Source organism: Saprospiraceae bacterium (assembly GCA_016717265.1).
Lineage (GTDB): Bacteria > Bacteroidota > Bacteroidia > Chitinophagales > Saprospiraceae > Vicinibacter.
Genome location: JADKFX010000001.1, coordinates 556,650 through 582,835, shown reverse-complemented (window position 1 = coordinate 582,835; position 26,186 = coordinate 556,650). Strand labels below are relative to the sequence as shown.

At 31.8% G+C, this 26,186-nt stretch carries 21 protein-coding genes and 1 pseudogene; 13 read left to right on the top strand and 9 right to left on the bottom strand.

Translation table 11 applies throughout. The features are described from left to right. Positions 1-108 precede the first annotated feature (108 nt). Entirely contained in the window at positions 109-2,832 is a 2,724-nt protein-coding gene (locus tag IPO86_02295) for an AAA family ATPase (protein MBK9726926.1), read from the bottom strand. Between the two features lie 139 nt (positions 2,833-2,971). Between IPO86_02295 and IPO86_02290 the strand changes: the two genes are divergently transcribed. After that, a complete protein-coding gene (locus tag IPO86_02290; protein MBK9726925.1) occupies positions 2,972-3,430 on the top strand; it encodes a DUF1569 domain-containing protein in 459 nt (152 codons plus the stop codon). Positions 3,431-3,511: 81 nt separating this feature from the next. On the opposite strand, the gene IPO86_02285 is transcribed toward IPO86_02290, so the two are convergent. Then, entirely contained in the window at positions 3,512-4,024 is a 513-nt protein-coding gene (locus tag IPO86_02285) for an SRPBCC domain-containing protein (protein MBK9726924.1), read from the bottom strand. A 299-nt stretch (positions 4,025-4,323) separates the two neighbouring features. Between IPO86_02285 and nadB the strand changes: the two genes are divergently transcribed. From nadB to IPO86_02255, 6 genes and pseudogenes are all read left to right on the top strand, one after another. Next, the gene (gene nadB, locus IPO86_02280; protein ID MBK9726923.1) at positions 4,324-5,931 is read left to right on the top strand and encodes an L-aspartate oxidase; all 1,608 of its coding nucleotides are present in this window, start codon (positions 4,324-4,326) and stop codon (positions 5,929-5,931) included. A 244-nt stretch (positions 5,932-6,175) separates the two neighbouring features. Then, on the top strand, positions 6,176-7,351 hold the full coding sequence (locus IPO86_02275; GenBank protein MBK9726922.1) for a T9SS type A sorting domain-containing protein: 1,176 nt from the start codon (positions 6,176-6,178) through the stop codon (positions 7,349-7,351). Between the two features lie 427 nt (positions 7,352-7,778). Next, positions 7,779-8,954: a T9SS type A sorting domain-containing protein gene (locus tag IPO86_02270; protein ID MBK9726921.1), complete on the top strand. Its 1,176-nt coding sequence runs from the start codon at positions 7,779-7,781 to the stop codon at positions 8,952-8,954. A gap of 511 nt (positions 8,955-9,465) precedes the next feature. Further along, positions 9,466-11,013 (top strand): annotated as a pseudogene (locus tag IPO86_02265) (IS21 family transposase). A 33-nt stretch (positions 11,014-11,046) separates the two neighbouring features. Continuing rightward, positions 11,047-11,802 (top strand): ATP-binding protein, encoded by a 756-nt coding sequence (locus tag IPO86_02260; GenBank protein MBK9726920.1) that lies wholly within the window; start codon positions 11,047-11,049, stop codon positions 11,800-11,802. Between the two features lie 185 nt (positions 11,803-11,987). Continuing rightward, positions 11,988-12,194: a hypothetical protein gene (locus tag IPO86_02255; protein ID MBK9726919.1), complete on the top strand. Its 207-nt coding sequence runs from the start codon at positions 11,988-11,990 to the stop codon at positions 12,192-12,194. A 48-nt stretch (positions 12,195-12,242) separates the two neighbouring features. Here the strand turns inward: IPO86_02255 and IPO86_02250 are convergent, their stop codons facing one another. Together IPO86_02250 and IPO86_02245 are read right to left on the bottom strand one after the other, a co-directional pair. Beyond that, on the bottom strand, positions 12,243-13,820 hold the full coding sequence (locus IPO86_02250; protein MBK9726918.1) for a DnaJ domain-containing protein: 1,578 nt from the start codon (positions 13,818-13,820) through the stop codon (positions 12,243-12,245). A gap of 91 nt (positions 13,821-13,911) precedes the next feature. Next, complete coding sequence (locus tag IPO86_02245) at positions 13,912-14,139, bottom strand: hypothetical protein (GenBank protein ID MBK9726917.1); 228 nt, start codon at positions 14,137-14,139, stop codon at positions 13,912-13,914. A 297-nt stretch (positions 14,140-14,436) separates the two neighbouring features. Here IPO86_02245 and IPO86_02240 point away from each other — a divergent pair, with 297 nt between their 5' ends. From IPO86_02240 to IPO86_02230, 3 genes are all read left to right on the top strand, one after another. After that, on the top strand, positions 14,437-17,580 hold the full coding sequence (locus IPO86_02240; GenBank protein ID MBK9726916.1) for an N-6 DNA methylase: 3,144 nt from the start codon (positions 14,437-14,439) through the stop codon (positions 17,578-17,580). Positions 17,581-17,588: 8 nt separating this feature from the next. Next, the gene (locus tag IPO86_02235) at positions 17,589-18,674 is read left to right on the top strand and encodes a hypothetical protein (GenBank protein MBK9726915.1); all 1,086 of its coding nucleotides are present in this window, start codon (positions 17,589-17,591) and stop codon (positions 18,672-18,674) included. A gap of 118 nt (positions 18,675-18,792) precedes the next feature. After that, the gene (locus IPO86_02230) at positions 18,793-19,035 is read left to right on the top strand and encodes a hypothetical protein (GenBank protein MBK9726914.1); all 243 of its coding nucleotides are present in this window, start codon (positions 18,793-18,795) and stop codon (positions 19,033-19,035) included. Between the two features lie 79 nt (positions 19,036-19,114). On the opposite strand, the gene IPO86_02225 is transcribed toward IPO86_02230, so the two are convergent. The 4 genes from IPO86_02225 to IPO86_02210 all read right to left on the bottom strand — a co-directional run bounded on the left by IPO86_02225 (position 19,115) and on the right by IPO86_02210 (position 23,055). Then, positions 19,115-19,903 carry a hypothetical protein gene (locus IPO86_02225; GenBank protein MBK9726913.1) on the bottom strand — a complete coding sequence of 263 codons (789 nt, stop codon included), beginning with the start codon at positions 19,901-19,903 and terminating at the stop codon, positions 19,115-19,117. 66 nt (positions 19,904-19,969) lie between these two features. After that, positions 19,970-20,755 (bottom strand): hypothetical protein, encoded by a 786-nt coding sequence (locus tag IPO86_02220; GenBank protein ID MBK9726912.1) that lies wholly within the window; start codon positions 20,753-20,755, stop codon positions 19,970-19,972. A 13-nt stretch (positions 20,756-20,768) separates the two neighbouring features. Continuing rightward, positions 20,769-21,647, bottom strand: a complete 879-nt coding sequence (locus tag IPO86_02215; protein ID MBK9726911.1) for a hypothetical protein — start codon at positions 21,645-21,647, stop codon at positions 20,769-20,771. Between the two features lie 1,066 nt (positions 21,648-22,713). Continuing rightward, the gene (locus tag IPO86_02210) at positions 22,714-23,055 is read right to left on the bottom strand and encodes a helix-turn-helix domain-containing protein (GenBank protein ID MBK9726910.1); all 342 of its coding nucleotides are present in this window, start codon (positions 23,053-23,055) and stop codon (positions 22,714-22,716) included. A 92-nt stretch (positions 23,056-23,147) separates the two neighbouring features. Between IPO86_02210 and IPO86_02205 the strand changes: the two genes are divergently transcribed. Further along, a complete protein-coding gene (locus IPO86_02205; protein ID MBK9726909.1) occupies positions 23,148-23,699 on the top strand; it encodes a hypothetical protein in 552 nt (183 codons plus the stop codon). 37 nt (positions 23,700-23,736) lie between these two features. On the opposite strand, the gene IPO86_02200 is transcribed toward IPO86_02205, so the two are convergent. After that, on the bottom strand, positions 23,737-24,171 hold the full coding sequence (locus IPO86_02200) for a DNA repair protein (protein ID MBK9726908.1): 435 nt from the start codon (positions 24,169-24,171) through the stop codon (positions 23,737-23,739). A 225-nt stretch (positions 24,172-24,396) separates the two neighbouring features. On the opposite strand from IPO86_02200, the gene IPO86_02195 reads away from it, so the two are divergent. Then, a complete protein-coding gene (locus tag IPO86_02195) occupies positions 24,397-25,443 on the top strand; it encodes a T9SS type A sorting domain-containing protein (protein ID MBK9726907.1) in 1,047 nt (348 codons plus the stop codon). A gap of 406 nt (positions 25,444-25,849) precedes the next feature. Then, on the top strand, positions 25,850-25,987 hold the full coding sequence (locus tag IPO86_02190; GenBank protein ID MBK9726906.1) for a hypothetical protein: 138 nt from the start codon (positions 25,850-25,852) through the stop codon (positions 25,985-25,987). Positions 25,988-26,186: the final 199 nt, after the last annotated feature.

The following is a 26,186-nucleotide window of genomic DNA, read 5'->3' as shown; positions in this document are numbered from 1 at the left end:
AAAGGGATAAATTATCCTAAGTTTTTTAAAATTAACAAAAGTAACAAAGCGTTTTTAGCAACCATTCGCCTTTAGAATTGGAAATAAACAATGCTAAAATACATATTTTTAATTATCCGATGCTTTATCTTTTAGTTTCTTAGTTGCATCCTCTACATTTTTTGCAGCATTTGTTAATTCATTGATTTTTTTCTGTCGTTCAGAAGGAATTTCTAATGTATTTCCTGAAGATTTTCCATTAAATGTAAATCCTTTGGCATCCGTATCAATGCTAATTTTAGAATCACTTCCAACATCACTGGCCAACATCATCTTTGCTAATTCATTGACAACTTCTTTTTGAATAATTCGTTTTAATGGTCTGGCACCAAATTGTGGTTCGTAACCTAAATCTGCTATTAAAGTTAAAGCATTATCAGTTACATCTAAGGTGATCCCCTGGTCTAATAAATTTTTAGTAAGGCCTTTTAATTGAATTTTTGCAATCTTTTTAATTTCTTCTTTATTTAATGGAAGAAACATAATCTTTTCATCAATCCGATTTAAGAATTCAGGACGTAGATTTTCTTTTAATTTTTCAAAAACTTCAATTTTTGTAGTTTCAATAATTTCTGCGCGATGTTTATCACCTACAACTTCAAGATCTTCAAAATTTTCCAAAATCAGATCTGAACCCATATTACTTGTCATAATAATAATGGTATTTTTAAAATTTGCAACGCGACCTTTATTATCGGTAAGTCTTCCATCATCCAAGACTTGTAATAAAATATTAAACGTATCGGGATGCGCTTTTTCAATTTCATCCAATAGAATAATCGAATAAGGTTTTACGCGTACTGCTTCCGTAAGTTGTCCTCCTTCATCATATCCAACATAACCCGGAGGTGCCCCTACAAGTCTACTCACAGCATGAGATTCCATATATTCACTCATGTCAATGCGGGTCATGGCTTTTTCATCATCAAACATGACTTCGGCCAATGCTTTAGCTAATTCCGTCTTTCCAACTCCTGTCGGACCTAAAAAGATAAACGAACCGATGGGCCTATTGGGATCTTGTAAACCGGCACGAGATCTTCTCACAGCATCCGCTACAGCACCTACAGCTTCTTTTTGTCCGATTACGCGTTTGCCTAATTCTTCTTCAAGATGTAATAGTTTTTCTTTTTCACTTTGCATCATTTTCTGAAGTGGTATTCCAGTCCATTTACTGACAATTATCGCAATATCATTTTCTGTAACAGTATCTGAAGTGAACCGTGTTTCTTCTGGTAAAGTATTCAATTTCTCTTCTGCTAGTTTTAATAATTGTTCCTGTTCTTTAAGATCTCCATATTTTAATTTTGCAACTAAACCAAAATCACTTTCCCGTTCTGCTTTGTCGGCTTGAATGTTAATTTCATCCATTTTCTTTTTAATCGCTTGTATTGAATCTACAATTTCTTTTTCTGCTTTCCAGGATGCTTTAATGGATTCAAGGTTTTCTTTTGCATTTGCCAACTGCCCTTCAATTAATTTTATTTTTTTATCATCTTTTTCACGCTTAACCGCTTCGCGTTCAATTTCTAATTGTCGAACTTTACGCTCTTTTTCATCAATTTCATCTGGTACGCTGTCAAGTTCTAGTCTCAATTTTGCCGCAGCTTCATCAATTAAGTCAATGGCCTTATCTGGAAGTTGACGATCAGAAATATATCGGTGTGATAATTCTGCAGCAGCAATTAATGCTTCATCCTGAATAGCAATTTTATGAAACACTTCATATTTATCTTGCACACCTCTTAGAATTGAAATGGTGTCTTCTACTGAAGGTTCGTCTATCATTACAGTCTGAAATCTTCGGACTAAAGCTTTGTCATTTTCAAAATATTTTTGATATTCATCCAATGTTGTTGCGCCAATCGTATGTAAATCTCCTCTGGCCAAAGCGGGTTTCAAAATATTTGCTGCATCTATAGCACCTTGACCACCACCCGCTCCAATTAAAGTATGGATTTCATCAATGAATAAAATAATATTACCATTGGACTCATGTACTTCTTTAACAACAGCTTTTAAACGCTCTTCAAATTCACCTTTGTATTTTGCCCCTGCGATCAATGCAGAGAGATCTAATGAAAATATTTTTTTGGTACGTAAATTTTCAGGTACATCATTTTTTACAATTCTCCAGGCAATTCCTTCTACGATGGCAGTTTTGCCTACACCGGCTTCACCTAATAGAATTGGATTATTTTTCTTTCTCCTGGATAAGATATGTAAAATTCTGCGAATCTCTTCATCTCTGCCAATAATAGGATCTAATTTTCCGCTTTCTGCAGATGCATTTAAATTAATAGCATATTTATTTAAAGCATTAAAGGATTCGTCACCACCTGTATCGGTAATATTTTTTCCTTTCCTCAGATCGACAATAGCAGCTTTTAAACCTTCTGCAGTTATGTTATTGCTTTTTAAAATTTTAGCAGCGGCATCATTGGATTTAACGATTGAAAGTAACATGGAATCTAGAGAAATATAGTCGTCACCAAATTCTTTGCTGATCGTTTTTGCATTGATTAAAGAGTTGTTTGCATCATTCGATAAATATTGTTTCTGGGCATCCTGTACTCTTGGAAGTTTGCGCATTTCAGTATCCAGTTCAAATTTAATTTTTTGAAGATTGGCGCCTAGTTTTGCAACCATAAAATCAACTAGTTTTTCATCTGTTTCAATAATGGCTTTACACAAATGACTGGTATCTACTACTTGCTGATCTAGTCCTGCCGCTATTTGTTGCGCTTTTAAAATGGCATCCTGTGCTTTTATAGTGAAATTTTCGTAAGTCATAAATTGTATTTGTTTAATTCTTACTGCAAATCTAAATCCAATTGAATTTCTATGTCAAAATAACCGATTTTATGCTAAAATTTCAGCTATAAAATTGATTTAAATGCCATATTGACTAAATTTGCCAAAACTTGAAAATTTGGATAATCTTTTTGATGTAAATAATTATCAATCTATTTTAAATCGAATAGATCAAATAGTACCGGATAGGAATCCAAACTGGGGTAAAATGAATGCTGCCCAAATGATGGCTCATTGTACTCGTACATTTGAAATGGCAACCGGACAAAAGAAATTAGGACGTAGCTTCTTGGGCAAACTTATTGGCAGATTCATAAAGAAGAAATATGTTAGTAATGAGCCTTTTGAAAAAAACAGTCCTACCCATCCATACTTTCTCATTCGGGATCTTAGAAATTTTGAAGCTGAAAAAACAAACCTTAAGAATATCATGAGACAATTTCATGAGGGGGGCGCAGAAAAATGTACCACACTTCCACATTCGTTTTTTGGATTTCTAACACCAGATGAATGGGCTCTTGCGATGTACAAACATATGGACCATCATTTGAGACAATTTGAAGACCCTAAAAACTAAAAGTTGAACTACTGGAAATACAATTTAATCTATCCATGGAGGACGAATATTAATCCGCAATTTCTAATTCAAGGAGTTCTTTTAACAATTAATCATTGATTTTAATTCCAAATCTTTATTTCTTAGGTCTAAACCACCCTCTAGTATGGATTTTAAATTTGTTAAATAAAAGGTCCAGCCTTTGGAACAACCAAGATGAAAATTGGATTTTCCAAAATCATCTAGTGGAATATTATACTGCCTTAGGTTTACAACTTGGAAACCTTTTTCTTTCGTAACAATAATTTCAACAGCCATGTCATTTTCCGCGTTGCCTGTAAAAGTAAATGAAAAAATATCCTGACCATTTGCTTTTAATATTTTACCTGATTCAGCTATAGAATCCGGCCAACCATGCCACATCCAATGATAATTAGCGCCAGGTTCCACAAATTCTTCAGGATTGTATTTACTAAAATCCGCTTTTGAATATTCGCTTAATCTTAGAAACCAGGATTCCATACCCTGTTGAGTAGCAAACGACTGATAAATCTTCTCTGCTGTTGAATGGATTGGAATTCGGATTATAAATTCACCCCAGTTATAGCTTTTCATTTGAAACTAATTATGAATTACAAAATTAATAAAGAGTTGCAACTTAAAGCAACTCAAATTAATTCAAGAAATCAAAGTACCTAATTATGGGCTTTTAATTTTTTAAAAACGAAAAATAGATTGCTTGTCATTCAACGTTGAGAAATTAGGAAATTTTAAAAAGCTTCTATTTAATTTTATTTCTATTTTGTTTATAAACAGCATCCAAGGTTCAAATATTTTAAAATAGCTACTTGCTAACTGCCTGAAAATCTATTCTTGTTTTTGTCTTACCTTTGCACCAGATAAAATTAAGAATCGTGTTTACATCGGATGTATTAATAATTGGAACAGGGATCGGAGGATTGACTACAGCGATTCAAATTGCTAAAAAAAGAAGTGATCTTACAATTACAATTGTGAGTAAGACCAATAAAGAAGAAAGTAATACGCGATATGCACAAGGTGGCATCGCTGCTGTATGGGACAGGATCAAAGATGATTTTCAAAAACATATCCTGGACACCATGGATGCCGGTGATGATTTGTCAAATGAAAGTATTGTCAAATTAGTTGTGGAAGAGGGCCCGCAACGAGTGCAAGAATTGATTGATTGGGGAGCCCGTTTTGACAAGGAAAAAGAAAATGACGCAGAGTATGATTTGGCACGAGAAGGAGGCCATTCAGAACATCGGATTTTACATTACCGCGATTTAACAGGTGCAGAAATTGAAAGAGCTTTATTAGAGAAAACCAAAGAATTTCCGAACATTAAAATTCTTGAATATTATTATGCAATTGATGTGATAACGCAACATCATTTAGGATACAATGTAACGCGTATTATGCAAGACATTGAATGTTATGGAGCCTATTTACTGAATTTACAAAACCTGGAAGTTGAAACGCACCTAGCAAAGATTACCATACTGGCAACTGGAGGTGCCGGACAAATATATCGCACTACAACAAATCCAATTATAGCAACGGGTGATGGCATTGCTATGTTATATCGTGCCAAGGGGCATGTAGAAAATATGGAATTTGTTCAATTTCATCCTACGGCACTCTATAATCCTACCGGAGATAATCCAGCGTTCCTAATTTCTGAAGCAGTCCGTGGTTTTGGTGGTATTTTAAAAACTAAAGACGGCCAGGAATTTATGCATAAATATGATGAACGACAATCCTTAGCACCCAGAGATATTGTAGCTCGTGCAATAGATAGTGAATTAAAAGCCCGAGGTGAAGATTTTGTATGTTTGGATTGTCGACATTTGAATAAAGAAGATTTTATACTTCATTTTCCGACAATTTATAGCAAATGTATTAGCATAGGAATTGATCCAATGTTACAAATGATTCCTGTGGTACCTGCCTGTCATTATATGTGTGGAGGTATTAAAGTGGATGCATATGGTCGTAGTAGTATTCAAAAATTATATGCTTGTGGTGAATGCACCTGCACAGGATTACATGGAGCCAACCGGTTAGCATCTAATTCATTATTGGAAGGCGCTGTTTTTGGATATCGAATTGCTGTTGACATTGATAGAAGTATTCATGCAATTACAATTAATTTGGAAATTCCTGAATGGGATGCTGCAGGTACAGCACATCCAAAAGAATTAGTCCTAATTACCCAAAGTATCAAAGAGCTCAAAGAAGTAATGTCATATTATGTTGGTATTGTGCGAAGTAATGTGCGTATTACCCGTGCATTAAACAGATTACATTTATTATTTGCAGAAACAGAGGAGCTTTATAATACAACAACACTTTCTGCGGCATTGTGTGAACTTCGAAATTTAATTACGATTGGATATTTAGTTACGCGATCTGCAAGTATGCGTAAAGAAAGTCGGGGTTTACATTTTACAACAGACTATCCTGAGAAAAAAGATTTTAAGCAAACCACCTTATTATAATGCGATTTATTTAATGAATGGTTCTAATTTTGTTAGAATATAAATAGATTGGAAAGTTATTATAACCTATCTACTGAATTTAATCTTCAATTATCATTTGTATCGGAGCGTTCAGTTTGTCTTATAACTTCATAAATTGAATTCTAATTATTTATCTTTATTTGCTGAACTTTAAAATCACCCCCAAGGGTGAATTTAGCGGGCATAAAAGGATTCTATATTTGTGCAACAAAACGGATAGTATATGAAAGGATTTTTTACACTTGGACTTTTACTTATTTTATTAATTGATTTACAAAGTCAAGAACGCTATGACATTCAGTTTATGCTTGATGGCCGTGTAAGAGAATGTATTATTGTGAAACCGAGCACTGCACCTCCAGTTGGTGGTTATCCGGTTGTATTTATGCTGCATGGCACCAGTGGTGATGGTGAGAAATATTATCATATTTCCGGATGGAAAGAATTAGGACAGACAGAAAATTTTATTACTGTATTTCCTTCTTCATTGTCCTGGTGTTTTGTTGATGATGGAAGAGAAGAACATAGCACACGATGGGTAAATGGAAACGTTACTGAGTATCCTTGTTCAGGTCCTCCTCAAAATTATGTTGACGATATTAAATTTTTAAAATTGTTGGCAAACCGAATTTCTGATACTTTTCCAGTAAACAAAGCCCAGATTTTTGCTTGTGGATTTTCAAATGGTAGTGCAATGATCCATAAGATAGCAATTGACGCTGGTGATGTGTTTGCAGCAGTTGCAGGGACAAGTGCCTTTTTAACTTCGGCAGATTCTTCAAAACCAGTTAAACGAGTTCCAATATGGGTGATGCTTGGTACTTTAGATGATCGGTATTTCACACCACCAAGAACTGAGGTTCCATTTGGTGGGGATACGATTTTATCATATTTAAACAGACCATTAAATGCTGCCATAGTTTGTCAAGGTTTAACACAAATTTTTACAAAAATAGAAACGCCAATAACGCATACTTATAAATTTACAGAAAGCGCTAGTGGAGAACTAAGCAAACCGTATATTTTTACTTTAGTGAAAGGGATGACGCATGAATTTCCAAATGGTACAAACAGCCCAATTGATGGACCCAAATTATTTTGGGAATTTTTTCAAAGTTCGGTACTTGTGAATACAAAATCTAATAATCAAGATGCATTTACAATTCAGATTTATCCAAATCCGGCAAATGAATCCATGAAAGTTCAATTTTATGAAAATAATTTGCCAAAAGAAATTCAGCTACAGTTATTTAATTCATTAGGACAACTTGTTTATTCAAAGAAGCAGTTATCTACGCAGAAACTTGAATTGCAAAAATCTAAATTTGGTACAGGATTATTTATACTGCGAATTGAAGGAGACCATAAAGTAATTACAAAGCAAATTGTTTTTAATTAATCAAGAAGAAACTAGCTATTATTTTGTGGAACCACATAGGCTCGAACAAGAAACCCGCTGATTATAAGTCCATTGTTTGGAAATGCTTTTAATTCAGCTATCGAATGCAGCAAGCTAAAGAAATTTATATTTGATAAAAACGAAGAAAATTTTAGTCGATTAAAAATTGAATTTAGGAAAATGATTTTATAAATTTAGCAAGGCAGTATAAAGGTCAGCAAGCAGAAGCTATGGAATTCAATTTTTGAGATTTGCATTGACGTAAAGCTATGTTGATCCCATAGAGATTGGAATTTAAGAATAGTTTTCTGATCAGTTTAAATTAATACTAGTTTTGATAGGAGTGTAAAAATTTTAAAATCACCTCCATGGGTGAACTTAGCAAGGATAAAAAGATTCTATATTTGTGCAACAAAACGGATAGTATATGAAAGGATTTTTTACAATTGGACTTTTACTCATTTTTTTAATTGATTTACAAAGTCAACAACGCTATGACATTCAGTTTATGCTGGATGGCCATGTAAGAGAATGTATTATTGTGAAACCGAGCACTGCACCTCCAGTTGGTGGATATCCAGTGGTATTTATGCTGCATGGCACCAGTGGCGATGGTGAGAAATTTTATAATATTTCCGGATGGAAAGAATTGGGACAGGCAGAAAATTTTATTACTGTATTTCCATCTTCATTATCCTGGTGTTTTGTAGAAGACGGAATCGAAAAACATAATACACGCTGGGTGAATGGAAATGTTACAGAGAACCCTTGTGCAGGTCCGCCGCAAGATTATATTGATGATATTAAATTTTTAAAACTTTTGGCTGGTCGCATTTCTGATACTTTTCCAGTAAACAAAACCCAGATTTTTGCTTGTGGATTTTCAAATGGAAGTGCTATGATCCATAAGATGGCAGTTGACGCTGGTGATGTGTTTGCTGCAGTAGCAGGAACAAGTGCTTTTTTGAGTCCGGCAGATTCTTCAAAACCACTAAGGCGAATTCCAATATGGGTGATGCTTGGAAACTTAGATGATCGATATTTTTCACCACCAAGAACTGAGGTTCCATTTGGTGGGGATACGATTTTATCATATTTAAACAGACCATTAAATGCTGCCATAGTTTGTCAAGGTTTAACACAAATTTTTACAAAAATAGAAACGCCAATAACGCATACTTATAAATTTACAGAAAGCGCTAGTGGAGAACTAAGCAAACCGTATATTTTTACTTTAGTGAAAGGGATGACGCATGAATTTCCAAATGGTACAAACAGCCCAATTGATGGACCCAAATTATTTTGGGAATTTTTTCAAAGTTCGGTACTTGTGAATACAAAATCTAATAATCAAGATGCATTTAAAATTCAGATTTATCCAAATCCGGCAAATGAATCCATGAAAGTTCAATTTTATGAAAATAATTTGCCAAAAGAAATTCGGCTACAGTTATTTAATTCATTAGGACAACTTGTTTATTCAAAGAAGCAGTTATCTACGCAGAAACTTGAATTGCAAAAATCTAAATTTGGTACAGGATTATTTATACTGCGAATTGAAGGAGACCATAAAGTAATTACAAAGCAAATTGTTTTTAATTAATCAAGAAGTAACTAGCTATTTATTGGTGGTCCCACCTGGGCTCGAACCTTTAAACTCACCTAAACAACTTTGAACATTAATAAACACATTGTTAAATAATTATATATTATTTTAAACATCATGTGTTCATTTTAGTTTATCTATAATTGCTTTTAGTCGCCAAAAAAGGTGGCAAAAAAGGAGGCAATTAGTTTAATTAAAATTATAATGGCAAAAGTTAGAATCATTATTAACAGATCAAAAAAGGACAGAATGGGCTTGGGTCCATTAAAAGTTAGGGTAACACAAGAAGGACAAAGAAAGGAAGTTTACCTGGAAAATCCGGCATAATTGACCACCCCTGTCCGGTTTAAACTGACCACCCCAATCCGGCGCAAATTGACCACCTCAATCCGGTCTAAATTGACCAGTGCTGTCCGGTCCAAATTGACCACCTGCAAATAAGATTTTTGATCCTGTTGTAAAGGAGCCATAAACGATTAAGTTTTGAGCAATCAAAACTAATAAGCTTATGGCAAATTATCGAATCGACATGAGCAAAATAAGATATATACTACGATTGTATTCTCAGGGGCGAAGCAAATTACAAATTGCAATGCATGGAGGCGTTTCTCGCAATACTTTAAAAACTTACATCAGACTTTTTGAAGAAAGTGAATTGAGTTATTCACAACTTGATGAATTGTCTGATAAAGATTTAGAGCAGATTTTTATAAAGCCCGCTGAGAAGCCTTTAAATGAAAAGCAGAAAGAACTTTTCAATTTATTGCCTAACTATGAAAAACAGCTTAAACGCAAAGGAATGACCAGGCAGCTGTTGTGGGAAGATTACCACAAGGTTAATCCAGATGGCTTTAAACGAAGTCAATTTAATCATTACTTCAAGTTGTGGAAGATGCAGATAAATCCGACTATGCACATTGAGCATAAAGCCGGAGATAAGATGTATGTTGATTTTACAGGAGATAAATTGCATTATACGGATTTACAAACTGGAGAATTGTGTGCTGTTGAAGTATTTGTCAGCATTCTTGGTGCAAGTCAATTAACTTATGTTGAAGCTGTAGCTAGTAAGAAAAAAGAAGACTTCATTGCAGGATGTGAAGGAGCACTTCATTATTATGGAGGAGTTCCTGCTGCAGTTGTTCCGGATAATTTAAAATCAGCGGTAATTAAAAGTAGCAAGTACGAACCAACAGTGAATGAATTGTTTGAAGATTTTGCGGAACATTATGGATTTACCGTATTACCTGCAAGAGCATATAAGCCCAGAGATAAAGCACATGTAGAAAATGCTGTCAAAATAGTTTATCAACGGATCTACAGCAAACTTCACGATCAAACTTTTTACAGTTTACAAGAACTTAATGAAGCCATAAGAAAGGCATTGGAAGAATTAAACAATGCATTCTTAACAGGTCGTGACTAAAGTCGTCGTCAACAATATGAAGAAATAGAAAGACAGTTCATGTCAGCATTGCCTGGTCGCAAATATGAATTTAAAAAAACGCATTATGCTACTGTTGGTAAAAATGGTCATGCTTATCTAAGTGAGGATAAGCATTTATATAGCGTGCCTTATAATTATATTGGAAAGAAAATTACATTTTTATACACACGCCAAAGTGTTGAAATCTATTATGAACATGAGCGAATAGCCATTCACAACCGGTCAAAGGCTCCACGTGCATACACTACAGATAAAGATCATTTGGCTTCAACACATCGCTTTGTAGCAGAATGGAATCCGGATCGATTCCGAGAGTGGGCTCATAGTATTCATGAAGATGTTGGTTTGTTTATTCATAAAATATTTATGAATAAATCTCATCCCGAACAAGCATACAAATCATGTCTTGGTGTTTTGAGTTTTACAAAAAGAGTAGGTAATGATCGCTTGATAAAAGCTTGTCAACGCGCATTAGCTTATGGCATTTACAATTATGGAATCATAGAACAAATACTCAAGACTGGATTAGATAAATACAATGAACCAGATGCGGAGCAGTTGCAAATGCCATTGCATGATAACATACGAGGAAACGACTATTACCAATAAAATTATTTAATCACCATTAAAACAATTTAAAAAATGAACCAAAACACATTAGATCTTATGCGACAGATGAAGTTCAATGGCATGTATAATGCCTTTAAGCTAAGTCTTGATTCCGGAAAATCTGAACAGCTTACTCCGGATGAAATGGTTGCTCAGCTCATACAATCCGAATGGGATGAACGACATAATAGAAGCATACTTAAAAAAGTTCAGAACGCAAGATTCCGATACAAAGCTGCAGTGGAAGATGTTTATTATGGCAAAGACAGAAACCTGGATAAGAATCAAATTCATCGTCTTGTACAATGTACCTTTATTGATAACTTTGAAAATATATTGATTACTGGAAGTACAGGAATTGGTAAAAGTTATCTGGCATCAGCATTAGGTTATCATGCTTGCAGCATGGGTTATAAGGTGGCCTATTTTAATGCTACTAAATTATTTGCAAGATTGAAAATGGCAAAAGCAGATGGATCTTATATCAGGGATGTCTCTAAAATAGAAAGAGTAGACTTGCTGATTCTCGATGACTTTGGTTTGCAGCCTTTAGATAATTTGAATCGAGCTGCTATGATGGAGATCATAGAGGACCGACATGGAAAAGGGTCATTAATAATTACCTCACAAATTCCAGTAAACAAGTGGCATGATATCATCGGTGAGCAAACTGTAGCAGATGCAATTATGGATAGAATCATTCATGAAGCACATCGATTAGAACTCAAAGGAGAATCACTTCGTAAAAAGGAGAAAAGAATGGAAGAATTAATGACTGATTTTAATTGAAAATAGTACTTTTGTTTAACGACCTTAACAAGTTAGGAATAATGAAATCTTTGCCAGCAGTTTTGGTGATTCTTTGGAGCCACATTTAGGTGGTCAATTTGGAGCGGCGAGAGGTGGTCAATTACACCGGATTTTGCAGCTACAGCAAGATTGAAACAGGTCAAACAGATATTACTTATTCTAAAATGGTAGAAATTGCCAAAATTTTAGGAGTAAGCGTTGAAGGCTTAGTCAGGTTTGATGAACAAAGATATTTTAATAGCTTTAATAATGTTGAAGGAAGTAACAATGGTGCTATAATAATCAATGCTGATTTTAATGATATTAAAAAGCTTTATGAGGATAAAATCCGGTTGCTTGAAAATAGGATAAAGCAGCTTACTCAGAATTAATCAAGTTATCACTGCAAGTAATTATCTGCAATTGAATTTTTCTGCATATTATTCATAATACAGATTCTTTAATGATATATATTTCTTCTTGTTAGTTTTTGCATCTATATAAGTGATGTTTAAAACTTTATTCACAATTTCAAATTGATAATCATTCGTGTTAATATCAGGATTTTCAATTTCGCAACTTGGTAAACTAAAATGCATAAATTTTGTAAAATCTAATGGATTACAAATATCTAACCAAGAATTGAAGCAACCTTGCCCCCCTGCACTTCCCTCGTTAGTTAAAAAATAAAACTCTTCAATTGAATTTATTTTTGGAATGCTAGCCATCCCAAAATCATCGTGGCCACATTTACAAACTTTACTAACTTCATCCAAACTCCATCTGTTTGAAACATATTTAAGCCTAATTAAAGATAAGTAACCAATGCACGCATGACATTGGATTTGCTCAAGTTGTAAATTTGTTGAGTTTTGATTAGTATTGACACTTGCAAGCGAATTATCAAAGAATAATATTCTATACTTAATTTTATTATGATGAAATTCTTCATATTTAACATACTTAAAATAGCACGTATCTCCTTTTAGAGGTCCCCAAGAATCTGTATTTGTATTGCTAACGTCCATTATATAGTATCCACTTGAATCAGATTCATATTGAATGGGTTTATAAAGATGGTGAATGTATGGTGAGAAGAAATAGCTTTTATTTATTGGATTCTTGCCACTATCAAGGATTTTTTCAGAATTTATACTTTTAGCTTCCAACTTTAAATTGCTGTTTTTAAGGATTTCAATAAAATGCTCTTTATCACCGTATTTACTAATAAGATCTGGATACTTATCTATTAGCACATCATACAGTTTTTTTAAATTATTTTCAATAGAAAATTTTATTACAAATTCTTCTTTGGTATATGCTTCGACAAAACTGCTATCCAATAATGCTATCTCATTATACAAAGATTCAAGGTCGCCGGGATTACTTGCCTTCCTGGTGACCGTTGAATTATCTTTTGTCATTTGGCTATAAACATAAGCACCTAAGAAACAAATGACTAAAACAGATAAACCTAAAATGAATAACTTTAATGCAGAAGTTTTTCCTTTATTTAAATTTTCTAATGTTACTTTTTCAATATCATAAATTGTCTTATTTTTAAGAATAATATATTTAGTTGCTATCTTACCCAAAGTATTTCTTCCTATTAATTCTAAACGAATATCCTTTTTTTGGTTAAGGTTATTCAATCTATAGATTTTATTTCCATTTGTAGGAACACTACCCAACGGTTTAATATTAACTTCAACGCAGTATTTTGTTTCCCATTCTAATTCAAACTCTTCCCCTCCTTCAATTTCAGATTTTGAACACTTAAAGGTTAATATCACTGGATCTGGTATTTCCTCAGTTTTCTTAGAATATGAAGATTGATCTCCCTTTAACTTCATCAAATATTCATAAGCCTCAAGTATATCCTTAAATCTTTCTTCAAAATATGCATCTCCTGGGTTTTTATCAGGATGAAATTTTAATGAAAGCTTACGATAAGCTGTTTTAATATCATCCTTAGTCGCATCTTTAGGAACACCTAGTATATAATAATAATCCTTCATTAAAATTTACAATAAAATTAACTGATCAAAAATAATGAGATTTATTTATGATCCAATAATATTTAAAGACAATCATGATTTGATATAAATATCAATGAACAAAACAGTAATCACAAGGATCAGGTCTTAATCTCTTTGCTTCATCAACAGGTAATCGTTGTATCTCTGCTCTACAATCTTTTAATCCTCTGCAGTATTGACTTGGTTTATCATAGTCTTTATGATAGGATTTAGAATATTTTCCAGTGCAGATTAAATGATACTCCTGGTCAGTATTTCCTGAAAACAGGAATAACAGGAAGAAGATTAAGACTTTCATTGGTTGGATTTTAAAGCCTCCAAATATACTATATTTTAAAAAGGTAAAAGGGAAAATTATCATGTTATAAATTATTATAATATGTCTATTTCTCACCCATTTGTCATCACTCTTAACTATCTTATAGGGTGTAAATCCCAAAGTGATGACAATGTTCAATTTTACATTTTCTCCTATAAGCCAGGAATGTAGTTTCAGTAGGCAAAGCCAATTCCCTTTGCTGTAAATAAACCTATAAAAGAAATCAACATTAAATACCTTTATCACTAAACAGTTTTTCCTATATTAGCCCTACAGATGACCATAGACCAGTACTTAGAAAAGCTTAATTCCAGATTTAAAACAGGAATATCAACAGAACATAGCTATAGAGGTGATTTACAGCACTATTTAGAGACTTTATTGCCAGATGTCTTTATCACAAATGAACCATCAAGGATAGCTTGTGGAGCACCGGATTATATTCTAACAAAGAATTCTATACCTATAGGATATATTGAGGCTAAAGACCTAGGCTATGATTTAAGCAACAAGAACTATAAAGAGCAATTTGAAAGATACACTAGCTCTCTTTCAAACTTGATCATCACCAATTACATTGATTTCTGGTTTTACAAGGATGGGAACAAAGTTTCTGGAATATCTATAGCTGAAATTTCTAATCAAAAACTAATAAGTAATCCTGCCAAGTTTCAAGAATTCCAGGATCTCTTAAGGGATTTTAGTCATACAGTAACTCAATCAATTACTTCCTCTGAGAAGCTTGCAAAAATGATGGCATCAAAAGCCAGGTTGCTTGCCAATGTAATTGAGAATGCTTTAAACCAGGATGAAGGTGAATCTGAAGGATTATTCAGAGAAGCTAATAGTTCTCTCAGGGACCAGTTATTAGCATTTAAACAGGTGCTGATCCATGATATTACACCTAAACAGTTTGCTGATGTTTATGCTCAAACAATAGCTTATGGAATGTTTGCCGCTAGATTACATGATTCAAGTCTGGATAATTTTTCAAGAGTAGAAGCTGCGAACCTTATTCCAAAGTCCAATCCTTTTCTTAGAAAGCTATTTCAGTATATAGCAGGATATGATCTTGATGAAAGAATAAAATGGATAGTCGATGCTTTAGCTGATATTTTCAGAGCGACTAATGTAGCTGCTTTATTGAAAGACTTTGGAAAACCAACAAGGCAACAAGATCCTATTATCCATTTTTATGAAACCTTCTTAGCAGAATATGATCCTAAATTAAGAAAGTCCAGAGGTGTTTGGTATACACCGCAACCCGTAGTAAATTTTATTGTAAGAGCTGTAGATGATATATTAAAAGATGAATTTGGTTTAAAGGAAGGATTAGCTGATACATCTAAAACAAAGATCAAAGTAAATGTTCAGAGCAATAAGAAAAAGCAAGAAACACAAGAAGTAGAAGTTCATAAAGTTCAAATCTTAGATCCTGCTACTGGCACAGGAACATTCTTAGCTGAGATCATCAAACACATCTATAAAAAGTTTGAAGGACAACAAGGTATTTGGTCCAGATATGTTGATGATCATTTAATTCCAAGATTAAATGGGTTTGAAATATTAATGGCTAGTTATGCAATGGCACATTTAAAACTGGATTTACTATTAACTGAAACAGGATATAAACCCACAAAGGACCAACGACTTAAAGTTTTTCTAACAAACTCTTTAGAAGAACACCATCCAGATACAGGAACATTATTTGCTTCCTGGTTAAGTTCAGAATCAAATGAAGCTAATTCTATAAAAAGAGATACGCCAGTAATGGTTGTATTGGGTAATCCTCCGTACGCTGTAAGTAGCACTAATAAAGGAGAATGGATTCAGAATCTTATTGCTGATTATAAGAAAGATTTAAATGAACGTAAAATCAATTTAGATGATGATTACATCAAATTTATAAGATATGGACAACATTATATTGATAAAAATGGAAGTGGGATCTTAGCTTATATTTCTAATAATAGTTTTATTGATGGAATCACTCACCGCCAAATGAGAAAGCATTTATTGGAAAGCTTTGATAAAATTTACATACTGGATTTACATGGAAATGCCAAGAGAAAAGAAACTTGTTCTGATGGCTCACCTGACCAAAATGTATTTGATATAATGCAAGGTGTTTCAATTAATATTTTTGTTAAGACAGGTAAAAAGAAAAAAAATGAATTAGGACAAGTGATTCATAGTGACTTACAAGGAATAAGAGAATATAAATACAAGACTTTAAATGAAAACACATTTAAGTCAATTCAGTGGAAGAGGTTAGAGTACACAAAACCAAATTTATTCCTTGTACCTAAAAATTTTGATGAAATATTGAATTATGAAAAAGGTTTTAAAATAGATCAAATATATTTAAATAACAATACTGGAATACAAACAAAAAGAGATGCCTTGGTTTATAGTTTTACGAAAGAGATCTTAAGTAATATTCTTAAAAATATTATTGATTTATCAAACCAAGAAATAAAAACCAAATACGATTTGCCTGAAGATGGACGAGACTGGACTATTGATTTTGCCAGAAAGGATATAGCCAAAAAGGATGGGGAAATAGTAAATGTTCTATATCATCCATTTGATATTAGAATATCTTATTTCACAGGAAGAAGTAAAGGGTTTATGGCTTATCCGAGAAGCCCTTTGAGTAAAAATTGCATCAAAGAAAATATTTCATTGCTTGCAATAAGAAATACACGAACCAATAATATCAACAATTATTTTATTGCAAATGAATTGGTTGATAAGGATGGAGTTTCATCTTTGGATAACTGTAAGTTTTTTCCACTATATTTATACTCTGATAAAAACGGACAACAGTCTATTAAAGAAAGTGCGGAAAGAACTCCAAACCTAAACACTGAAATAGTAAAGCAAATAGAAGAGAAATTGGGTTTAACTTTTATCAACGAAAAAGAAACAGCCAAAAATACATTTGCACCAATTGACATATTAGATTACCTCTATGCTGTTTTACATTCACCATCATACAGAGAAAAGTATAAAGAATTCCTTAAAATAGATTTTCCCAGAGTACCATATCCCAAAGATCAAGATACATTTTGGAACCTTGTAAAACTAGGAGGTGAACTAAGAAAAATTCATTTATTGGAAAGTCCAATAGTTGAAAAGTATATTACCTCATACCCTATTGATGGAAATAATCAAGTTGATAAAATTAAATACGAGAATAACAAAGTCTGGATAAATGAAAGTCAATACTTTGATAAAGTTCCTCAAGTATCCTGGGAGTTTTACATAGGAGGTTATCAACCAGCTCAAAAATGGTTAAAGGATAGGAAAGGAAGAACATTATCCTATGAAGATATTTTGCATTATCAGAAGATCATTGTTGCTCTTAGTGAGACTGATAGGATAATGAATGAAATTGATTTGATTAATTTTGAATGATAATCTAGATGGAAAACGTAACATACTTATTTGGAGCTGGTGCTAGTGCTAACGCTATTCCTACATATACTAGAGAACAAGGAAGTTTTACAATTGCGTTTAGACAATTTATAGATTTGTACTTTATACAAACACCTTCTAATATAAATTTTACATCTCCCCCAATTGATATTGAAGAAAACCTATTACAATCGATCAAAATTATTTATGATGAAGTATATATTCATTATTCTGTTGATACTTTTGCAAGAAAATTATATTTACAGAATACTGATGAATCTTTAGCATTATTAAAATTATTAAAATGCCTAATTTCCTTTTATATAGAGTATGTGCAAATATTCAAATATGAGAAGAGACTAAATTTAGATCAGAGGTATGATGTATTTTTCTCTGCAATTCTTCTTAAAACAGATCAATTTCCAATGTTACCAGATAATATTAGTTTGCTCTTTTGGAATTATGATAATCAAATGGAACTCACCTTATCAAATTTTAATTCTTCCACTCTTGCCATAGAAAATATTCAGAATCAATATGGAATTCTTCCTAATAAAAAGCCTATTGATGAAATTAAAAAAGATATTCAATTTATAAGACACATTAAATTAAATGGACACTCTGGGAATCATGTTAATTATAAACCTAATTCAAATAAAATTGACACGATTAATTCACCTTCTAATGTATTTAAAAAGGCAAACTTTGAAAAAAGATTGAAGAATGCTATTATTGCTTTTAATCCAACCTTAATTGATTCAGTTAAAATTGACTTTTTAATCAATTTTGCATGGGAATATAAAGATGGAAATGATTATTCCCAAATAGCAGTTGAACGGGCATTAGAAATTATGGGAAATACAAATACATTAATAATTATTGGATATTCTTTTCCTCCATATAATTATTCAATTGATAAACTGCTATTTTCAAAATTGAAACAAGGTTTAAAAATTAGATATCAAACTGTTGACCAAAACTCAGAAGACCAAGTTGATAAAATAAAATTGTATCTCACTGAACCACAAAAGAAAAATATACACATTAAACATATAAATAGTTCTGGTAATTTTATTTTACCTCATGAGATTTAGAGTATTTAAATTGTTGCTTTATCAGAAACAGATAGGATAATGAAGGAGATTAATTTTGTTAATTTTGAATGATATAATTTAATGCTAAACTTAAACTATTGATTAATAAAAACTAAGTATGAATAATTTATTAGACTTAAAAGAACTTATTCCAAGATGCTTTGGAGAAACTGATCTAATTTTTAATAGTCATCCTCTTGATGAGAAGAAATCTCAGGAAATTAATAGAATGATTGAAGATAATATTTTAACAAAAGAAAATGTTTTAGAAGCTTTCTTTGATTATTTGCATGATGCAAGTTGTACAGATGAACATATTAGGGAACAAATGGATAGGATACGCTTATGGTTAGCATTCTAAATTACTTGAGTTTAAATTTCATATATAATGGAATTTACATTAAATAATTTTATTGACCTCTTCTTTTTTAAGCACCAAATTATTTTTCTAAAATTAGTTCACATTGATTTCCTAACTTTGAGCTATACTCACATAGTATTGCAAGTTTATATATACACTTTTTATTTGTTATGAAATTCACATATTCAATCTTAGAATTCAATAAATATACGCTGTCTACATTATTCCACAATAATTTTTCTGTTGGCGGATAATTATAGAATTTAAATGTAATTCCACCGCCTTCCAATTTATCTAAATCGTTATAATCTACTGTTGGTACATTTGTATTATACAGTGAATTCAGTTGTGCATTATTGTTAAATTTAAATGCACTTTCTCTTGGAAGGAATTGAATAGAGTAATCTATTTTATTTATTTTAATGTCTTTCTTTCCAAGAATTGATAAATAAACATTTATACCTTCATTTTCAATAGAAGCTGAATGATAAATTAAAGCACTACGATTAAGATTAATGAATTGTTTATCTGATTGCATTAGGGCGCGTTCTGCTATTATTGAAGATTTTTCAGAAAATTCCGCCGATTTTTTAGCGGCTCTGGCTGTTGTATCAGCCAGATTAAGTATTCTAGTCATTGTATTATTTGAATTTTCAATATCCATCCTTGTATAAAAAAGTGTAAATATTGAAATTAATAGTGCACCAATTGTACAACGTGCTATTATCCTATTGCTTTTTAAAGATTTATAGGCAATAAAATCAGCATTATCCAATTTCTCAAAATCAATTTTCCTAGTTTGTGAATTTTTAAACATTTTAAAAATAAAATTACTAATACTTGCGATAATTTGCTTCAATCTAGGCATTACTCTGAATTTAATTACATGGATAGAAATAAAAATTAAAAGGGTGATTTGTTTTATGTTAAGAAATTAATTCATCTCTAAATAGTCTTGATACAAAATCCTATTTGAATCAACACCAAATTGATTCCTAACTTTATTATTTATCTTATTTTCATTGGTCCAAAATATCATTGGATTATTTAAATCTATATAAAGCAATTGTAGTAAATCAATCATTGTATTTGCATTAGCTTCCTGGTGAGGGTTCATGTCCAGAAAAAACTTTTTGAACGTTTTAATAAAAACGGTTACTGAATTCCATTTAATAATTTCATAATGTCTTTTATTTGTTTCACATAATATATTTAAATTATCTATTAACCAAGTCGCAATGTTGCTCTCAATAATAGGTTGGATTTCAGTTAAAGTCTTCCCTTGAGAAGCTGCTAATTGTTCAAATTGCATTCTTGCATCAAGTGTATGTTTTTTAAAATCTAATTTACGGTTTTGTAATTCTTCTAATCCATTACCATAAAATCCTGGAATTTCATCTTTAGCATAACTTAATAAAGTAGCAAAAGCATTTTGATATTGTTGAGATTCACTTATATCATTTGATACTCCAAATAAACTAATCGCGGCAAACATGTAAGGATCATCATAAATGAATCCATCAGAATATTGTTCTATTGCTTTAATTGCATCCTTTATTAGTTGAACTTCACCAGGATTACCATTCAATTTATCTGACACTATTAAATCACCAATATTGGTTCCGGTAGCAAAATATTCAAATCTATTTTTATCTAGAGAAACACTTCCAGCAACTAAATCATACCAAATATTGGTATCACAGATAACTTTTAATTTCATTTGTAAAGATGTTTTAAGGGATTAATTTTGAAATATATTTTTTCCTGTCGGAAAGCTCAATTAGCTTAACATAGTTTATTCTTTTATTTAGAGTGATTAACTTGTTTAAACTCAACTTGACTTCTTTAACAATATATGCTTTAATTTGCCTTGCTTGCCATTTATCTTCAATAAATAGATCAATTCTCAAGAACAATTCATGATAAGTTTCTTTGATTAGAAGTAAGTAGATGAAAGGCAAAAACATAATTGTTAAAATAATTGGCAACGCAAACAATTTTAAATTACTGTATGTGAAGACATCATTTAGGTTTAAAAGCATTGTAACAAGAGAGTAAATAACAATAGTAATAATGTATAAATTAAGTAGCAAGTATAGTCCTTTCTTAATTTTAAAATTTGTACCCACATTAAATTTGTTGATTTCATCCAGATTAGATTCTAAAATGCCTAGCATTAATCCTAAAAAACACATTATAGGGAATATTAACATTTCCGTGCTAAGACTAAAGACAAATGAATTGCATATATATTCAATGATTAAGATAATTTTTAGATTTTCTTTAATGGTTTGTTTAAAATAAGAGACGTTTTTAAACTTCTCGAAATTAAACAAATAACCCAGGGCAATAAAAACAACCCAGAAAATAAGATCTTTAATAAAAGAAATTTCCCAGAAACCAATTGATTTTAAAATTATTACTTCAAGACTTATATAAGCTGAGAATAGGAACAAAACTATTAGCAGAGATTTTTTTGTAATTAACTTGAAGGCTTCTACGAAAAATTTCCTTATTGATTTGGAAAAAAATAAAAACAGGATTAAGAAAAGTATGGACCAGATTCCAATGGCTATTTCCCTGTTATTTAAAACAAGCCAAATTTCATTCATGAGAGTGTGAGTAAAGGTTACCTAATATAAGATATTTTAATAATATGATAAAACAGGTATTTTCTGCAAAAGTTCCCTGAAGGTTTATAAAGTTTAAATTTCCCCACTCTCACATTTTTTATAAGGAATCAATCCTAAATCTGAGGACACTTACCCATTCCAAAACTGCATAAATCCTCTTTAAAGACTAATGCAAAACTAGAATTCCTAAAACCTTATAAACCAACAATCTAAGAAGAAAAAAGTTACTTAAATTATCCCTTTAAAACACCCTCTAAAATGCATTTAGAAACTCTACAAGGCGCGATCTTTTCTTGCAGAACGATCTTTGTTAAGGCACAATAGAAGCTTAAAATCTAGATAATCAACTAATTAGAATACTGTCTAAATTAAATATTAATAAACAGTTTCAGGTCTTACTCCTGAATATGGATAACATAATGGTTTATAAGCCTGATAATTGCCAACTTTATTGAACCTTGGAATGTGATTATTGAAATTGAAATATTGAATTCCAGAAAGTTGGCCATTTTGGCTCCTTTCCAAACTTGAGCCAGGCTGGTAAAAGCAAATAATATTGAGTTTGTTTTTTGCAGGCGTTTGGAAAGCTAACCTATGTATTTGCCGTCATTTAAAGATTATGATATAAGAGTATAAAGTGAAAGTGTTGACATTTCAACTCTCTTGGGCAAAAACTCTCCCATTTTCATTGCCTCTGGAACATTTTACTTTACAGATTCCTGTTTTTTGTTCCATCCAGATTCATCATGGTGCATTTGAAAATTAACAATAATCTGTCTATTTAAATCTTTAACCTAAGGTCAACCTTTCCATTTACAGACGTTATTAGCACTTATAGATAGACTTTTAAAGGGTTACTCTTTGCTGAACAAATTCCATATTGTCAAACTACTTTTGAACCAAAATCCTCATTGATTAACATTACATGGTCATTTCCAGATTTCAGGTCAAACTGGAATTCTCCTTAAGTTCTTTTTTTAATTGCAAATTAGCTCATGTATGATTTTTACTTCAAAATTGATAGATTATGGTTAAAAAGCAAGAACTATTTAGACTTTCTTTTTTTCTGGACCAAATAATTCTCTGCCTCAATATTAATTTCCCTCTGAGATTTTCTCCTTCCCTGCTTTAAGTAATTGAGTAAATCAGACTTCAAAAAATAAATTCTCTTACCAGGTTTAGAATAAGGGATTAAATTTCTACTAGTAAACCCATAAATAGTTTGTTTTGATAAACCCAAAAATTCAGCAGCTTCAGTTATGGTTAATGGTTCATCTGAATCTATCTTATGTTTGTCAAGATTACCAAGTAACAGTCTCTCAATACGCTCTAGCTTTTCTAAAATCCTTGATGTAGCATTTGGTGGGTCTTCAAATTTCAGTTCCATTTTTTATTGATGAAAATTAATTAAAAATTAATTGCAGAAATTCTACACTATGACATATCTTCAGGCTACTATAACATTTAAAACCAAATTCTATGTTTTGTCCATTATCAATTGATTGGGGTAATTTTGCTCAATGGTTTTCTGGCATAGCATCCTTTGCAGCAGTTATGGTTGCATTATTTGGAGATAAGTTAAAACGTAAATTATGGAAACCCAAATTGAAGTTTAAAAATGTTCTTCAGACCGAGCAAAATAGCTTTATTAACTTTCGTCTTGTTATAGAGAATGATAGTAACAATATTGCAGAACAAGTGGAATTTGATATTTTAGAAGTTAAAGATAATGACACTTTAAGAAGCAATTTCATCCCTGCTCCCCATTCCTGGACACACATTGAAAATAATTCATTACGTGATATTTTTCCTCATCAAACGGTATATCTTGATATAATCAGAATGAATGTGAAATATACATGGGCGTCTTTATGCGCACCTGTAATCCTACCAATTAGAGGCATGGTAGATATAAAAAGTGGAACAACAATTCTTAAATTTAAATACTATACTAAAAATGGTATATCCAAAATTGTAAGACTTCAAATTAAATGGCAACCAGGAAATTTACCAGAAATAACTATTCTTTAATTTATATACAAAACAAAGATCTGTAACTACCTTTAATTCAAAAAATCCCATAATCTGCCATAGAATAAAACCCATCACCAATTATCAAATGGTCCAATACCTGGATCTCAAATAATCCAGCAGCTTCTTTAATTCTCTTGGTAATTTCAATATCAGCAGAACTAGGTTTAGTACTTCCACTTGGATGATTATGGACCAGAATTAAACTACTAGCATTTACTTTTAAAGCAATTCCAATGATCTGTTTAGGACTTACAACAGTTCCCGTATCTGATCCTATTGAGTGTTCATGATAACCCAAAACTCTATTTGATCTGTTGAGATAAAGCACCATGAATATCTCTTTGTATTGCAGTGTATCCTCGTTGTACAAAGGTTTTATTAATTCATAAGCATCCTGACTGGTTTTAATCTGCGGTTTATCAGAGCTTTTAGGATGATAACTGACTTGTATTTCTGATATGGTGTTCATTGGTATTTGTTTGAATGACTTACTTTAAAATATTGATAACATAATGGCATAGAGATAAGCAGGGATATCCAGGCTGAGTAAGGTTTATGGTTGTTTCTAATCTCCTATTTGTCATCACCATCACTTTATTTATAGGGAATGAAATCTGAAAGTGATGACAAGTACAAGATCCTGATTAATTGTTGAAGGAATTTATGTAAATTTGGTTTCTATATCTCAAGAATCATGAAAAATGCCATTTTATTTTCAATCTTGATCACTTGCCATTTGTTGCCCGGTCAAATCTTATGCATAAAATGCTATGAGCAAAATGATTCCATAAGTTCTGGAGTTCAGAATCTGTTAAAAAATGGAGGATTTGAAAATACAACTTGCATACCAGCTAACTTTGATTATTCCTTTTGCCCAAACTCGAATAAATACAAATGTGATTTATTGAATTGGGATTGTATTGGTGGTGGAAGGTTAACTTATGCATATATATTCGACAGAACTCTTTCAGTAATTCCAGAAGGAAATAAAGCTGCCTATTTTGGAAATCTAAAGGGTTATCCTTGTTCAATTAATAATGGACTTTTTGATACTTCATGCATAATTTCTACATCATGTATGATAACTGGTATTCCTAACGGTTTCCCTCAGAGTGACACAGCTTATGGTGGTCCATTAGGTGTTAGTCTAGAGCAAACTGTTTCAGGTTTAATAAAGGGGAATACTTACGTTTTAGAATTTTGGGCAGGTGGAGAAACTAATGGATTAAATTTTTATCTAGAAGGATTATTTGCTTTGGATATTGGTTTTGGAAATAACTATTTGAGATGCAAGCCTACAAGTTCAGATATTATTGAAAGAAGTTTAGGTTTGACGTATCTAATCCAATTTAAAGCCACATCGACTTCTCATAAAATAAAGTTTACAAATTGGGGTCATATTGAATATCATCATACTGAACTTGTCCTAGACAATGTCAGATTATACTCTCTTTCTGAATTGTCACCATCAGTTACTCCTTGTTTAACTGCCACTGATGATCAAAATGAAGATAACCAAATTCTGGTTTATCCTAATCCAGTTATTGATGAAGTAAATATAACTAGCAACCTGGAAGAACCAATTGAATTTATTCTGCATAATATTCAAGGGCAAAGACTACTCAAGCAAGAATTTCTAAAAACAGTTTCAATAAATGCAATGAATTTGACAAATGGTATATACTTTTATGAACTGAGAAATAAGAATAAGGTATTGAAATTTGGTAAAATCCTTAAGTAATAAAAGGATGACATGTAGAAGATATACACCCCGATAAAAGGATTGATATATCATTCAATCATTAAATCTTGACAATGGTTAACTTGAATAACATAGGTCAAGTACTAATAAATCAGATACTTAACATGAATCTGTCACCACTTTCACTTTATGTTTAGGGAATCAAATTTTGAAAGTGAGGACAGTATTCCATTTTTGGATATTCCCCTATTAGTCTAAAAGGTAAAATGGGAATGCTCTTGCACAAGATCACGAAGTCCTGATCTACAGATCTGTGCATGCGCTGGTCTATAGATATAGCTTAATCATATTATAAGGTAGTTGAATAAGTCAAATCCAAGGTACAAAAACTACCCTTCCTGGACACTTACCTTATTTATAACTATTACCCCGTATAGCTATCTTTATGCCTTTAATAACTTGGAACCTTCTTGAAGTAGGAATTACACATATTGTTGCTGATGATATTAAATCTGCTAAAGCATTAGAATCTGAAGGTACTTGTGTAGTTTTCAGGGTTAATCTTACCACCGTCCAATCCTAAAAGGTAAAAGAATCAATAGAGCAAATAATAGCAAAGGTTTTTGGACTAGTAGAAGTTAAAGTTTTATAATAATAAATTTTTAAGGTAATTTTAAGGCACTTGCTGATTTATGAATGCGCATATCCTATTTGCATTTCCTCTTTTGGGAGTTATCAGGAACTATTTTAATTAATTAGGCTAAATTTGTATAATGACTAGA

Coding starts and splice junctions, on each gene's coding strand:
- IPO86_02220 (MBK9726912.1), bottom strand. CDS start 20,755: ATGAAATTAAAAGTTATCTGTGATACCAATATTTGGTATGATTTAGTT.
- IPO86_02245 (MBK9726917.1), bottom strand. CDS start 14,139: ATGAAAGTCTTAATCTTCTTCCTGTTATTCCTGTTTTCAGGAAATACT.
- IPO86_02190 (MBK9726906.1), top strand. CDS start 25,850: ATGCCTTTAATAACTTGGAACCTTCTTGAAGTAGGAATTACACATATT.
- IPO86_02195 (MBK9726907.1), top strand. CDS start 24,397: ATGAAAAATGCCATTTTATTTTCAATCTTGATCACTTGCCATTTGTTG.
- IPO86_02230 (MBK9726914.1), top strand. CDS start 18,793: ATGAATAATTTATTAGACTTAAAAGAACTTATTCCAAGATGCTTTGGA.
- IPO86_02255 (MBK9726919.1), top strand. CDS start 11,988: ATGGTAGAAATTGCCAAAATTTTAGGAGTAAGCGTTGAAGGCTTAGTC.
- IPO86_02295 (MBK9726926.1), bottom strand. CDS start 2,832: ATGACTTACGAAAATTTCACTATAAAAGCACAGGATGCCATTTTAAAA.
- IPO86_02200 (MBK9726908.1), bottom strand. CDS start 24,171: ATGAACACCATATCAGAAATACAAGTCAGTTATCATCCTAAAAGCTCT.
- IPO86_02250 (MBK9726918.1), bottom strand. CDS start 13,820: ATGAAGGATTATTATTATATACTAGGTGTTCCTAAAGATGCGACTAAG.
- IPO86_02275 (MBK9726922.1), top strand. CDS start 6,176: ATGAAAGGATTTTTTACACTTGGACTTTTACTTATTTTATTAATTGAT.
- IPO86_02240 (MBK9726916.1), top strand. CDS start 14,437: ATGACCATAGACCAGTACTTAGAAAAGCTTAATTCCAGATTTAAAACA.
- IPO86_02225 (MBK9726913.1), bottom strand. CDS start 19,903: ATGCCTAGATTGAAGCAAATTATCGCAAGTATTAGTAATTTTATTTTT.
- IPO86_02205 (MBK9726909.1), top strand. CDS start 23,148: ATGTTTTGTCCATTATCAATTGATTGGGGTAATTTTGCTCAATGGTTT.
- IPO86_02235 (MBK9726915.1), top strand. CDS start 17,589: ATGGAAAACGTAACATACTTATTTGGAGCTGGTGCTAGTGCTAACGCT.
- IPO86_02260 (MBK9726920.1), top strand. CDS start 11,047: ATGAACCAAAACACATTAGATCTTATGCGACAGATGAAGTTCAATGGC.
- IPO86_02215 (MBK9726911.1), bottom strand. CDS start 21,647: ATGAATGAAATTTGGCTTGTTTTAAATAACAGGGAAATAGCCATTGGA.
- IPO86_02210 (MBK9726910.1), bottom strand. CDS start 23,055: ATGGAACTGAAATTTGAAGACCCACCAAATGCTACATCAAGGATTTTA.
- IPO86_02270 (MBK9726921.1), top strand. CDS start 7,779: ATGAAAGGATTTTTTACAATTGGACTTTTACTCATTTTTTTAATTGAT.
- IPO86_02285 (MBK9726924.1), bottom strand. CDS start 4,024: ATGAAAAGCTATAACTGGGGTGAATTTATAATCCGAATTCCAATCCAT.